The sequence below is a fragment of the Aliiroseovarius sediminis genome, assembly GCF_022678485.1.
In the GTDB taxonomy this organism is placed as follows: Bacteria; Pseudomonadota; Alphaproteobacteria; order Rhodobacterales; family Rhodobacteraceae; genus Aliiroseovarius; species Aliiroseovarius sediminis.
Genome location: NZ_JALBYP010000021.1, coordinates 157,960 through 171,238, shown reverse-complemented (window position 1 = coordinate 171,238; position 13,279 = coordinate 157,960). Strand labels below are relative to the sequence as shown.

The window sequence follows — 13,279 nt, the reverse complement described above, 5'->3', positions numbered from 1 at the left end:
TCAACCTCGTGTTCTGCGCAGCCACCGGATCAGATAGATCACCGGCCAGCGCAGAATGGACATCGCCGCGATCAAGACCAGCCCTCCGACCAGTGGACCGTTTTCATATACGACGAAACCCAATAACGGAATGCCCACGGCAATCAAGATGTAAGCGGCGGGCCAGTGGTGGTGGCGCGAGGGAAACAGAGCGACGACTTGCGCCGCCACCGCCCAGAAACACGCAAGGATCAGTGATAGCGTCATACCCGGCCCAGTGCTTTACGGCTTAGATACCAAAGGGGGCGGCGGAACATGGAGATGAACGCGCCCAACCCGATCGCTGACCATATCCATCCATGCGCGGCCCCAATCCAGATGATCAGCACAGGCGCGGCGGCCAACAGCACAAAGCCCGGCCCGAACTGGCGGCGCATCGGAAGGAACGCCACCGCGCTAGCGGCGATCACCCAAACGGCCGCTGCGATCAGCGACGGGCTCATTGCGCGGGCCGTGTCATGACAGCCGCGCGGGCAGGTTGTTGGCCCAGATCGAGATCGTCCCCGCCCCAAGGCACACCACCAAATCACCCGGCTCGGCATGGTCCCGCACCAGCTTGGTCAGCGCATCTTCATCTGGCACGGCGCAAGCGTGGCGATGGCCGTGGCTAACCAGACCTGCAACCAGATCATCGCGGCTTGCGCCTTCGATCGGGTCTTCGCCAGCCGCATAGACATCAGCAATTCCGACCACATCGGCTTCGTTGAAACAGGCGCAAAACTCTTCGAACAGATCATGCAGGCGCGAAAAGCGGTGCGGTTGGTGCACGGCGATCACGCGCCCCTCGGTCGCTTGGCGGGCAGCTTTCAGCACTGCGGAAATCTCGACCGGATGATGTCCGTAATCGTCGATGATGGTGACGCCGTTCACCTCGCCCACGCGGGTAAAGCGCCGGTTCACGCCGCCAAAACTCTCCAAAGCCGCGCGGATTTCGTCGCGCGTCATGCCAAGATGGCGCGCGACCGCCACAGCCGACAACGCGTTCGAGACATTGTGATCCCCCGGCATCGGCAGCGTGCAATTGTCGATCCGCTCGTCTTGCCCTTGCAGTTCAATATCAAAATGCGCGACACCACCCTTATAGGTCAGGTTGACCGCCCGCACATCCGCCTGCGCGTTGAAGCCATAAGTTACCACACGGCGGTCGGTCAGCTTGCCAACCAGCGACTGCACTTCGGGATGGTCTGTGCAGCAAATTGCCAGCCCATAAAACGGAATGTTGGACACAAAATCCAGAAAGCCCTGACGCAGCGTGTCAAAGTCGCCCCAATGCTCCATATGTTCGGGGTCGATATTGGTGACGATGGCGATAGTCGCGGGCAGACGGTTGAACGTGCCGTCGCTTTCATCGGCCTCGACCACCATCCATTCGCCCTGCCCCATCCGCGCGTTCGAACCATAGGCGTGAATGACGCCGCCATTGATCACGGTCGGGTCGATGCCGCCATGCACCAGCAACTCGGCCACCATCGTGGTGGTGGTCGTCTTACCGTGTGTACCCGCAACAGCGATGTTGGATTTGAGGCGCATCAACTCGGCCAGCATTTCCGCCCGACGCACCACCGGCAGGCCGCGCGCGCGCGCAGCATCCAGTTCCGGGTTGCCCGGCTTGATCGCGGAAGAGATCACGACCACCTCGGCATTCGCCAGGTTCTCGGCATTTTGGCCAACGAAGATTTCAGCGCCCAGATCGGCAAGCCGGTCGGTGATCTTCGAGGTCTTCAGATCCGACCCCTGCACCCGATAGCCGTGGTTCAGCAGGACTTCGGCAATACCGGACATGCCAATGCCACCAATGCCGACAAAGTGGATCATCCCCATCTCGATGGGAAGTTTGGTCGCTGCTGCGTTCATGTGGCTACCTTTCACTCGTGCGATATGCCCGGCCCTGTCTGTGGTCCGTCAAGTTGTTTGGGGGACACCCGCCAGTTGATCGACCAGTTCCACCAGCGCGTCTGTCGCATCGGGGCGGGCCTGCCCCTGCGCGGCGCGCGACATTCGCATGGCGCCTTCGGGATTGTCCAGAACCGTTCTGATCTGTTCGGACAACGTATCCACATCCAACCGGCTTTCCGGAATCAAGATCGCGGCGCCTGCGTCGAGCAGGCCGCGCGCATTTGCCGTCTGGTGGTCGTCCGTTGCGTGCGGATATGGCACAAGAATTGACGGGCGCCCGATCACCGAAATATCCGCCACCGACGACGCCCCTGCCCGACTGATCACCAGTTGCGCTTCGGACATGCGGCGCGGGATATCGCTAAAGAAGGGCTGCACATCGGCACGAATGCCGTGTTCGGTGTAAAAGGCGCTGACCCGCTCCATATCTTCCTCGCGCGCCTGATGGCTGACTGAGATATGCTCCAAAAGTTCTGTCGGCAGGTTGGCAATTGCAGGTGGCACCGTGTCCGACAAAGCCCGCGCACCTTGCGAGCCGCCTATGACAAGGATCGACATCGGATAATCACCGGGCGAAATATAGCCTGAGGTCTGGCGGGCCAACACCGCACCCCGGACCGGATTGCCGGTATAGAAGGGGTTTGCGCCATCGGGCAGCTCGGTCGGCCAAGTGCCGCAAGCAACAGCGTTCACACGCGTCGCGAAAATCTTGTTCACCCGCCCCAACACACCGTTTTGTTCGTGGATCATGCGCGGCACGTTCAACATCTTGGCCGCTGACAACGCAGGAATCGTCGGATAGCCTCCGAACCCGACAACGGCCTTGGGCTTGTCGCGGCGCATTTTCAGGATCGCGCCCAATATGCCCACGCCGATCCGGGCGGGCACCAGGGCTTTGGCAAACACCCCGCCGCGCGCAAAGGTCGCCGAGGAGACTTCCTCGATTTCGACCACATGTGGGAAGCCGCCAGTATACCGCGCGCCGCGCGCATCGGTTGACAGTTTCACCCGCCAGCCCTTGCGCAACATCGCCTCGGCCAGGGCCTGGGCTGGGAACATATGGCCGCCAGTGCCGCCTGCGGCTATGATAAGAAGGGGTTTGGTCTGGCTCATCGTCCCTGCCTGTTTGCGAACACGTCCTGCATGCGGCCCTGTGGCCGGGTGCGGGTAAAGGCCAAAAGCATACCAAGCGCAATTCCCCCCGCGATCAGGGACGACCCGCCATAGCTGACGAACGGCAAGGTCATACCCTTGGCAGGCAGAAGGCGCACGGCGACGCCCATATTGATCAGCGCCTGAATACCAAACATCGCGGCCAAACCCGAGCCTGCCAACCGGATGAACGTATCGCGTTCACGGATCAGGCGCAAAAAGCTGCGCACGACGATGGTGGCATAAAGCGCGATGATCACAAGCACCAGGATCAGGCCGTATTCTTCGGCGGCGACGGCGATGATGAAATCGGTATGCGCGTCGGGCAGCGACCATTTCACCTGCCCCTCGCCCACGCCGACGCCGAAAAAGCCGCCCTCGCGGATCGCGTTTGTGGCATAGCCAAGCTGGGTTGTCGGGTCGACGTCCGGGCTTAGAAACCCGTCAATGCGGCGCGCAAAGTGTTCCGAGTTGTTATAGGCAAACATCCCGCCCAATACGACAACCCCGGCGGCACCAGCCAACAGCAGGATCGGCGCACCGGCCAGAAAATACATCACACCCCAGCCAAACAGAAGCAGCGCAGCCTGCCCGAAATCAGGCTGAAATGCCAGAAATCCCACGATCACCAGCACCAGCGCCAGCGACATGGACCGCCCCGGTGGGCCGTTAATTTCCTGACTTGCAGCCATCAGCCACGCAGCGACCACCACGAAACCGGGTTTCAGAAACTCTGACGGCTGGACCGAGGCGAAGCCCAGCGAATACCACCGCACCGCGCCCTTGCCGAAATCCGTGCCCAGCACCGGCAGCAGCATCAAGGCGCCCAACGCCACTCCAAAGCCCAGCACACCAAGGCGGCGCACCATCTGCGGGCTCATCATCGTGGTGGCGAAAAAAGTGATCAGCGCGGTCACACCGAAAATCAACTGGCGTTGGACGTAATGAAAATGCTCAAGCCCATTGCGTTCGGCCAACGGTGGCGAGGCGGCCAGACCCAGCAGAATGCCGATTCCGAACAAAATCAGGATGCAGGACACCGACCATTTATCAATTGTGCGCCACCACCGGGGAAGTATGGGGTCGCCATCACGCGCGGGAACCGCGCCATATACCATCTCTGTCATGGGATAATGCCTGCCACTTGTCTCTACCGCTCGTCTTCACCAACAGCAGGCCCCGTTTTCGGGTTATGTCTGCCACTGATCCTCATTCGCCCGTCTGATGCGGGTCGTTGTGCAAACGTTAGCGGGGTTTTTACCATTTTTCCAGCGAATTCGCGTAACGCGCGCCTAGATACGCGATCACCCGCCCGGTGGGCTGACGGCACGCGATTTCGACAGATCGCGGCCCAACTGGGCTTCGCGCCAGATGATCACCATGCCGGCAAACACGACGATCCCTGCGCCAGCCAGCATTTGCAGCGTCGGCAACTCGGCAAAGAAGATGTAACCAAAGATCAGGGCAAAAATCATCGAAGAGTAATCAAACGGCGCGATGGTCGAGGCATCGGCGTGTGTGTATGCCGTGGTCAGCATTAACTGCCCCACCCCGCCCGCAAGCCCCGCGCCCAGAAGCAGCGCAAACTCGTTTCCCGTGGGCCAAACCCAACCGAAAGGTAGCGACAACAGCGATAGGCATATCGCTGTGAGCGACGCATAGATAACAACGGTTGAAGGTGGGTCGATCCCCACCAGCTTGCGCACAAGAATCTTGGCAACCGCCATACAGCAAGCGGCGATCAGTGCAAGAAGCGCACCAAACGCCCGAAGCGCGTCGTCACCTTCACCGCTGAAGCCGTCGAGACGCGGCCACAAGATGACCAACACGCCAACCAGCCCGGCCAGAACCGCACCGATCCGCACCATGCGCACCCGTTCGCCCAGAATGATCGCAGCAAGGATGACGGTGATGATGGGTGCGGCGTAAAAAATCGCTGTGACCTCTGGCAGTGGCAGATATCCAAGCGCCGAAAAGCTAAGCGTCATCGCCAGCACACCCACGGTACCCCTGCTGACATGGCCCCAAGGATTGGTCGTGCGCAATGCACTGTGCAACCGTCCTTCGTAGGCCAGCCAGCCAAAGATTACGGGCAGCGCGAACAACGAGCGGAAGAACACAGCCTCGCCCGCCGGAACATGGCCCGACACCGCCTTGACCATCGTCTGAAGCGACAGGAAGAAAGCAACCGAGCCGAGTTTCAATGCTATGCCGCGTGAAGGGTTCATTCCCATCGCTTAGCGCGTTTGCCCGACCGTTGGAAGCCGGACCCGCCCAAAACGAAAAACGCCCCCGGGTTAGCGGGGGCGTTTGATCGGTATCTAAGGTGCTTAGCTGATCAAGCCCAACAGCGTGTCCAGCGACTGTTTCGCGTCACCATAGAACATGCGCGTGTTCTCTTTGAAGAACAGCGGGTTCTCGATGCCCGAATAGCCGGTACCCTGACCACGTTTCGACACAAAGACCTGCTTGGCCTTCCAGCATTCCAGAACCGGCATCCCGGCGATGGGGCTGTTGGGGTCTTCTTGGGCCGCCGGGTTCACGATGTCATTTGACCCGATGACGATGGCGACATCCGTGTTGGGGAAGTCGTCGTTGATCTCGTCCATCTCAAGCACGATATCGTAGGGCACTTTGGCTTCTGCCAGAAGCACGTTCATGTGACCGGGCAGACGGCCCGCGACCGGGTGAATCGCAAACCGGACGTTCTTACCTTTGGCGCGAAGACGGCGGGTCAGTTCGGCCACGTTCTGCTGGGCTTGCGCCACAGCCATGCCGTAGCCGGGGATGATCACCACGCTGTCGGCATCCTCAAGCGCGGCGGCCACGCCTTCGGCGTCGATGGCGATCTGCTCGCCCTCGATTTCCATCGCGGGGCCGGTCGAGCCACCGAAGCCGCCCAAGATCACGCTGATGAACGAGCGGTTCATCGCCTTACACATGATATAGGACAGGATCGCACCCGAGGACCCAACCAGCGCGCCCACAACGATCAGAAGGTCGTTGCCGAGCGAGAAGCCAATCGCCGCCGCCGCCCAGCCGGAGTAGCTGTTCAGCATCGACACGACGACCGGCATATCTGCACCGCCAATGCCCATGATCAGGTGGTAGCCGATGAAGAACGATGCCAGCGTCATCACGAACAGCGGGAAGAACCCGCCGGTGTTGAAATACCAGATCAGACAGATCAACGAGATGATCGCAGCACCCGCGTTCAGCATATGCCCACCGGGCAGCTTTTCGGCCGCCGATGTCACCTTGCCCGCCAGTTTGCCGTAAGCAATCACCGAGCCGGTGAAGGTCACGCCACCGATGAACACACCCAAGAACAACTCGATCCGCAGGATATTTTGCTCAACCGGTGTTTTGTGCGCCAGCAGACCGGCGAACCCCTCAAGCCCCGCGCGAGCCTCCTGGCTCATCGCCAGCACGTTACCCAGTTCGATATGGGCGTTGTAACCCACGAACACAGCGGCCAGACCGACCAGCGAGTGCATCGCGGCGACAAGCTGCGGCATCTCGGTCATTTGGACCTTTTGCGCCACATAGGTGCCGATCAAGCCCCCCCCTGCAATCAAAAGGATCGACAGAAGCCACAAGCCCGATCCGGGGCCAACCAGCGTGGCGACAACCGCCAGCGCCATGCCGACGATGCCATACCAAACCGCGCGCTTCGCGCTTTCCTGCCCGGACAAACCGCCAAGGGACAGGATGAAAAGAACTGCCGCAACAACATATGCGGCTGTGGTGAAACCAAATTCCATGATCCCTACCCCCTTAAGATTTCTGGAACATGGCGAGCATACGCCGTGTCACGAGGAAGCCACCAAAGATGTTGATCCCGGCCATGAAGATGGACACCGCTGCCAACAAGATCACCAGGAACGACCCTGATCCGATCTGCATCAGCGCGCCCAGAATGATGATCGACGAAATCGCATTCGTGACCGCCATCAGGGGCGTGTGCAGCGAGTGGCTGACATTCCAGATCACCTGGAAGCCTACAAACACCGCCAGAACGAACACGATGAAGTGCTGCATGAAGCTGGCGGGCGTATAAAGCCCTGCCAAAAGCATCAGCGCGCCACCGACCGCCAGCAGCGTGACCTGCTGCTTGGTCTGCGCCTTGAAGGCGGCCACTTCCTGCGCTTTCTTCTCTTCCGCCGTCAGTTCTTTCACCGCGGGCTTAGGTTTGGCGGCAATTGCCTGAACCTTGGGCGGCGGGGGTGGAAATGTTATCTCGCCCTGATGCGTCACAGTCGCGCCGCGGATTACGTCGTCTTCCATGTCGTGATTGATCTTGCCGTCCTTGTCCGGCGTCAGATCCGTCATCATGTGGCGGATGTTGTTGGCATAGAGGCTGGACGCTTGCGAGGCCATGCGCGACGGGAAATCGGTATAGCCGATGATGGTCACGCCATTGTCGGTCACGATCTTCTCGTCCGGGACAGTCAGTTTGCAATTGCCGCCCTTCTCTGCCGCAAGGTCCACGATGACCGAACCGGGTTTCATGGCTTTTACCATGTCCTCGGTCCACAGCTCGGGCGCTTCGCGGTTCGGGATCAGCGCGGTGGTGATCACGATGTCCATTTCGGGGGCCAATTCCCGGAATTTGGCCAGTTGCGCCTCGCGGAATTCTGGACTGGACACGGACGCATAACCCCCTGTCGCGGCCCCATCCTGTTGGGCTTCTTCGAAATCCAGATAGACGAATTCGGCGCCCATGCTTTCGACCTGCTCAGCCACCTCGGGCCGCACGTCGAATGCATAGGTGATCGCCCCAAGCGACGTCGATGTGCCGATGGCGGCAAGACCAGCCACACCCGCGCCGACCACAAGAACCTTGGCTGGCGGCACTTTACCGGCGGCTGTCACCTGCCCGGTGAAGAAGCGGCCGAAATTGTTGCCCGCTTCGATCACCGCGCGGTAGCCTGCGATATTGGCCATCGACGACAGGGCGTCCATCTTTTGCGCGCGGCTGATGCGCGGCACCATTTCCATCGCTATGACATTGGCGCCCGAGGCCTTTGCCTTCTCCATACCGTCTTCGTTGCCGCCAGGGTTGAAGAAGCTGATCAGCGTCTTGTCAGCAGACAGACGTTTCAATTCCGTATCATTGGGCGGGCGGACCTTGGCGATGATATCTGCGGCTTTCCACAGCGCGGGTGCGGTCTTCACGACCTCGACACCTGCATCCTTGTAAGCCGCGTCCGAGAAGCCCGCAGCAGCGCCGGCCTTCGTCTCAATCACGCAGTCATAACCCAGCTTTTGCAGCATTTGGGCGCTTTCCGGGGTCATTGCGACCCGGTTTTCGCCCTCGAATATTTCCTTGGGTACACCGATCTTCACAGTCTCTTCCTTCTCCCGTCGTGTGCCGACCGTGGGGGTTCCCCGGTCCCGGCGGTTTCACAGGCACCTATACGCGGCCCGCGCGCAAGATGCTATCGTTGCGAAGCGCATTGCGACAATATTGTTTCAATACGCGACTCGTTATCATGGGGCAATGCTGCTGTGCAGCAAACATTCATATCCATCGCCGCACATCACCTGCCCATATCGTAAATTCCTTACCAAACCGGGCCTTCAAACCCGCCTCTTCCCCCAAAACAAACCGCTGCGTGATCACTGCAATGAACAGGGGCACCAATACAAGCGCGGGCAACACGTCCCACCTGAGGACCAATCCCGCAAGAATCAGCGCGTCGCCCAAATAGATCGGGTTGCGCGTCCAACGATAAATACCACGGCGCACGAAAGCTGTGGGCACTTCGCGGGGGATGATCGTGGTACGGGCGCGCAGAAACTCCCACACAGCAAAGGCCATCAGGGCAAGGCCAAGCCCCACAAGCAAGGTGCCAAGCGATTGCATCCAGCCCAGCCCAAAGCCCAAACCCGGCGCGATAAGGTCCAGCGCAAAGGCCCCCGCGACCATAGCGGCCAGCCAGACCGGCGGCATATCAAGCCATCGCAGGGGGGTGGGCATCATCCTTGGCTCCATTTTCTTTGCATGGTTTGTAACGGTTCGCACGTGATGTGCAACGCGGTATGCGGCAAGATCAGACTTGTTCGGGCGATGGAAATCCCTACCCTGCCCCAAACTCACCGCAGGAGGCCCCCTTGACCGATTTCAACGCAACCCAAACCCTGTTTTCCCTGCCCGATGGCATGACGTATCTGGATGGCAATTCGCTTGGCCCCATGCCCGTCGCAGCGCAAGACAGGATGGCCGCTTGCCTTCAGAACGAGTGGGGCGAGATGCTGATCACCGGGTGGAACAAGGCGGGCTGGATGAGACAGCCGCGCGCGCTTGGCGACCGCATCGGGCGACTGATCGGAGCCCCAGCGGGCACAACGGTGGTTGGGGATACGCTTTCCATCAAGGTCTATCAGGCGCTGGCTTCGGCGCTGGAATTGCGCCCCGACCGCCGCGTGATCCTGTCCGACAGCGGCAACTTTCCGACCGATCTTTACATGGCCGAAGGGTTGGTGCGATCGCTGGACCAAGACCACCGGATCGAAACACCTGCCCCCGAAGACGTCACCGCACAGATCAGCGCCATCGGCGATGACCTTGCCGTTCTGATGCTGACCGAGGTTGATTACCGCACCGGACGCCGCCACGACATGCCCGCCCTGATCCGCGCGGCGCATGAGGTTGGCGCACTGGTCATCTGGGATCTCGCGCACTCGGCCGGGGCGTTCCCGGTGGATGTTGCGGGGGCGGATGCGGATTTCGCAGTGGGTTGCACCTATAAATATCTGAATGGTGGCCCCGGCGCACCCGCGTTCATCTATGTCGCCCCGCGCCTTGCCAGTCAGGTTCAGCCTGCCCTGTCGGGATGGCTGGGCCACGACGCCCCCTTTGCCTTCGATCCCGATTATCGCCCCGGCCCCGGCATTGACCGGATGCGCGTCGGGACACCACCGGTCTTGCAAATGGCCGCGCTTGATGCAGCGCTGGACATCTGGGATCAGGTCGACATGGACGCATTGCGCACCCGATCGGTCGAATTGTGCGAGCGGTTCATAGCGGGCGTCGAATCCACTTGCCCCGACCTGACGCTTGCAACCCCGCGCGCCGCAGCGATGCGCGGCTCGCAGGTCAGTTTCCGCTTTGAACATGGGTACGCCGCGATGCAGGCGCTGATCGCACGCGGCGTCGTCGGGGACTTCCGTGCGCCCGACATCATGCGCTTCGGCTTCACCCCGCTTTACATCGGGATGAACGATGTGGACCGGGCCGTTAAAATCCTGTCGGATATCATGGCGAACCGCCTGTGGGACCAGCCCGAGTATCACGCGCGCGCGGACGTCACATAGCGCTACTGCGCAGGTTGAATGAATGTCCCGTTGCGTAAGTCTGCCATCGCCTGCCGCAGCTCGTCCTTGGTATTCATGACGATCGGGCCATGCCACGCGACGGGTTCGCGGATCGGCGCGCCTGCGACCAACAGAAAACGCACGCCATCAGGCCCGGCCTGCACGCGCACATCATCGCCCGCACCAAAGCGCACCACGGTGCGGTTGCCGGACAGGTCGCGGATGTTGACCTCCTGCCCCATCACCTCTTTTTCAAGCAGCACACCCTGAGGGGCAGCCGCATCCGTGAACGCGCCCGCGCCTTCGAACACATACGCGAAAGCTTGTCGACGCGTATCCACGGGAAAGGTTTTGGTTACACCAGCCGGGACGCTGACATCCAAATAGAGTGGGTCGGCGGCGATGCCATCCACCGGGCCGGACTGGCCCCAGAAATCGCCAACGATGACGCGAACCTTGGTGCCGTCATCTTCTTCGATCACCGGAATTTCGACCGATGGCACATCCTGATAATTCGGCGCTGTCATTTTAAGATCACGCGGCAGGTTGGCCCAAAGCTGGAACCCGTGCATCTGCCCGCGCGCGTTCGCGTGCGGCATTTCCTGATGCATGATGCCAGAGCCTGCGGTCATCCACTGGATATCCCCCGCGCCAAGACGGCCCGCATTGCCAAGGCTGTCTTCGTGTTCAACATCCCCCGCCAAAACATACGTAATCGTTTCGATCCCCCGATGGGGATGCCACGGAAAGCCCTTTTCCGACAGGCGCGGATCGTCGTTGCGGAAATCATCGAACAACAAAAACGGGTCATAGGCTTCGGGCTCGTGAAAGCCGAAGGCACGGTGCAGATGAACGCCTGCCCCCTCGATCGTGGGTTTGGCTTGGTTGGCGGCGGCGACAGGGCGGATGGACATACAAAACCCCTTTTCAGAGCGCTATTGGGTGAGTGGTGATCGATGTAGGGTCGCCGCCCCATCACTTCAACAGTCCTATCGCGCGTACCTGCCGCCAATTCGTGCTATGCTTGTGTTATTCCAAACGTACAAGGCACCTATGGCCCAGCATTTCACAGAAGCCGAATGGCAGCAGATCGAAACGCATCTGAATGCGGCCCTTGCTGTCGATCCAAAAGCCTATGGTCTGCCCGAACGACGCGACGGATCAGTCGTGCTGATGTCGTGGAACATCCGCAAATTCGGGGCGCTGACCGACCGGGACGGCCCCAAGAAAAGCCCCGGCGCAATGCGAATGATCGAACGGATCGCCGCACATGCCGACCTTTTGTCGATACAGGAACAACAGGAAAAGACCGGCGCATTGGAGGCGTTGGTGACCGCCCTTGGCCCCGATTACGACGTAATCTACAGCGACGTGACGGGGCGCAGTCCGGGCTATCGCGGTATGTCGGAACGCTTTGCCTTCCTCTATCGCCACGACCATGTGCGGCTGGGGCATTTAGCCTCGGACCTGTCTTATGACCGAACGGCCATTGCCGCGAACATGAACGAGGCGCTGAAAGCGTCTTTTGACACCAGCGTGCCGGGTGAAGACGACCCGGGCTATCTTGAGCGGCTAATGGCTTGGGTGCAAAACACCACGCAAATGGTGGGTGCGCAGTTCTCAACCTTCGTGCAGTTTATTCGCAGCCCGCATCTGGTCGAGTTTGTAATCGAAGGCCCAGAAGGGCGGTATGAGATTTATGCTATCAACGCCCACCTTGTGTCCGGCAAGAAACGCGAACGCCAGCAAGAATTCTTCGCCCTGCTTGAATGGCTTCTGCACGACAGCCGGAAGACGGTCAGCGAGCGGGGCAAGATCATCATGATCATGGGCGATCTGAATATGGATTTCGATACGTCAAACGACCGCCGCCGCATCGGGATCGAAAATTACGTGACCAGCATAAACGCCAAGCGCAAGCTGGACGCCAAGGTGAATTTTCCGTTTCTGGACGGTAATTTCAACACCAACGCGCGGCGCACCCAGACCTATGATCATATCGCTTGGCTTGCCGATGACACCCGCCTGCCGCGCGGGCGGCATAACGATCTTGCGGGCACACTTGGGTCTGATCAGTTTGATTATGGAATGTTCGATTTCACCCAATTGTTCGTCGAAGCTGGCCCCGGTCGCATGCCCGACGGCACCCCGGATTATGCCCGTTTCGCACATGATCTGTCCGATCACTTGCCGATCTGGGTCAGACTCCCCTTGCCCGCAGCAGATCAGCGCCGGTTCACGACGACGTAGGCGGTAAGGGACAATCGGATGGTTGCCTTTTCCAGCACAGCTTGTCGAATTCGCGCGGGCTGGTGACCGAGATATTAACCAGGTCGCGCGGATAGATCCCCGTCCATCTGGCAGCAAACGGCGGTTCGTATTTTGCCGCGGTTTCGACCACGATCAGGAATTCACCGTCATACATCTTCGGTATATGCGGCCCAAGCTGTTCGCGCATGGTCAGTTGGGTATGCGGTGTGAGCCCGCTTCCCTCGCTGACTTGCGAATCCCAATCATGCTCAAGTTTAAGAAGCCGCGGGTTTCGATCATTGCACCTGGCCGGCGTATCATCGCACCAGACGACCGTAACGCGCACCCAGCTTTCGTCGCTCGTGTACGACATATACTCAAACAAGCTGTCCAATCCGTTCAGCGCGGTTTGGTCATAATTGTGGGTGCGCGACAAAAAATCAGCGATCGCGTAGTTGGCCTTCAACGCCAGGTTCTGTCGACGATACGCGTCAAAGTATGTATAGGTCGCCATCACGCCGAACAGCAGGAGCGGCAAGATGATCACACTTTCAACCGTGACAGTGCCGCCTTCACGGCGTGAAAACCCGCGAAGATGTTGAACAGAGCGCCACATGCGCTG

Annotated in this window: 13 protein-coding genes; 2 read left to right on the top strand and 11 right to left on the bottom strand. The window is 59.9% G+C overall.

The window, feature by feature from the left end; genetic code table 11:
• The 9 genes from MN186_RS03240 to MN186_RS03200 all read right to left on the bottom strand — a co-directional run bounded on the left by MN186_RS03240 (position 1) and on the right by MN186_RS03200 (position 9,073).
• Positions 1–246, bottom strand: a complete 246-nt coding sequence (locus MN186_RS03240) for a DUF2484 family protein (RefSeq protein WP_242111474.1) — start codon at positions 244–246, stop codon at positions 1–3.
• Complete coding sequence (locus MN186_RS03235; RefSeq protein WP_242111472.1) at positions 243–482, bottom strand: DUF2484 family protein; 240 nt, start codon at positions 480–482, stop codon at positions 243–245. Before MN186_RS03235 ends, MN186_RS03240 begins: the two co-directional genes overlap by 4 nt.
• 13 nt (positions 483–495) lie before the next feature.
• A complete protein-coding gene (gene murC, locus MN186_RS03230; protein ID WP_242111470.1) occupies positions 496–1,893 on the bottom strand; it encodes a UDP-N-acetylmuramate--L-alanine ligase in 1,398 nt (465 codons plus the stop codon).
• Positions 1,894–1,941: 48 nt separating this feature from the next.
• Positions 1,942–3,048 (bottom strand): UDP-N-acetylglucosamine--N-acetylmuramyl-(pentapeptide) pyrophosphoryl-undecaprenol N-acetylglucosamine transferase, encoded by a 1,107-nt coding sequence (locus tag MN186_RS03225; RefSeq protein ID WP_242111469.1) that lies wholly within the window; start codon positions 3,046–3,048, stop codon positions 1,942–1,944.
• Positions 3,045–4,214 (bottom strand): putative lipid II flippase FtsW, encoded by a 1,170-nt coding sequence (gene ftsW, locus MN186_RS03220; protein WP_242111468.1) that lies wholly within the window; start codon positions 4,212–4,214, stop codon positions 3,045–3,047. Before ftsW ends, MN186_RS03225 begins: the two co-directional genes overlap by 4 nt.
• A 177-nt stretch (positions 4,215–4,391) precedes the next feature.
• Positions 4,392–5,315, bottom strand: coding sequence for a DMT family transporter (locus MN186_RS03215; protein WP_242111467.1), 924 nt, complete (start codon positions 5,313–5,315; stop codon positions 4,392–4,394).
• 102 nt (positions 5,316–5,417) lie between these two features.
• Complete coding sequence (locus tag MN186_RS03210) at positions 5,418–6,851, bottom strand: NAD(P)(+) transhydrogenase (Re/Si-specific) subunit beta (RefSeq protein WP_242111465.1); 1,434 nt, start codon at positions 6,849–6,851, stop codon at positions 5,418–5,420.
• A 13-nt stretch (positions 6,852–6,864) separates the two neighbouring features.
• A complete protein-coding gene (locus MN186_RS03205) occupies positions 6,865–8,436 on the bottom strand; it encodes a Re/Si-specific NAD(P)(+) transhydrogenase subunit alpha (RefSeq protein ID WP_242111463.1) in 1,572 nt (523 codons plus the stop codon).
• Positions 8,437–8,611: 175 nt separating this feature from the next.
• On the bottom strand, positions 8,612–9,073 hold the full coding sequence (locus tag MN186_RS03200) for a methyltransferase family protein (protein WP_242111461.1): 462 nt from the start codon (positions 9,071–9,073) through the stop codon (positions 8,612–8,614).
• Between the two features lie 131 nt (positions 9,074–9,204).
• On the opposite strand from MN186_RS03200, the gene kynU reads away from it, so the two are divergent.
• Positions 9,205–10,407, top strand: a complete 1,203-nt coding sequence (kynU, locus tag MN186_RS03195; RefSeq protein ID WP_242111460.1) for a kynureninase — start codon at positions 9,205–9,207, stop codon at positions 10,405–10,407.
• 2 nt (positions 10,408–10,409) lie between these two features.
• On the opposite strand, the gene MN186_RS03190 is transcribed toward kynU, so the two are convergent.
• Positions 10,410–11,321 (bottom strand): pirin family protein, encoded by a 912-nt coding sequence (locus MN186_RS03190; RefSeq protein WP_242111459.1) that lies wholly within the window; start codon positions 11,319–11,321, stop codon positions 10,410–10,412.
• Between the two features lie 139 nt (positions 11,322–11,460).
• On the opposite strand from MN186_RS03190, the gene MN186_RS03185 reads away from it, so the two are divergent.
• Complete coding sequence (locus tag MN186_RS03185) at positions 11,461–12,657, top strand: exonuclease/endonuclease/phosphatase family protein (RefSeq protein WP_242111457.1); 1,197 nt, start codon at positions 11,461–11,463, stop codon at positions 12,655–12,657.
• On the opposite strand, the gene MN186_RS03180 is transcribed toward MN186_RS03185, so the two are convergent.
• Complete coding sequence (locus MN186_RS03180) at positions 12,644–13,273, bottom strand: TadE/TadG family type IV pilus assembly protein (protein WP_242111455.1); 630 nt, start codon at positions 13,271–13,273, stop codon at positions 12,644–12,646. The two genes, MN186_RS03185 and MN186_RS03180, sit on opposite strands and share 14 nt — an antisense overlap.
• Positions 13,274–13,279 lie beyond the last annotated feature (6 nt).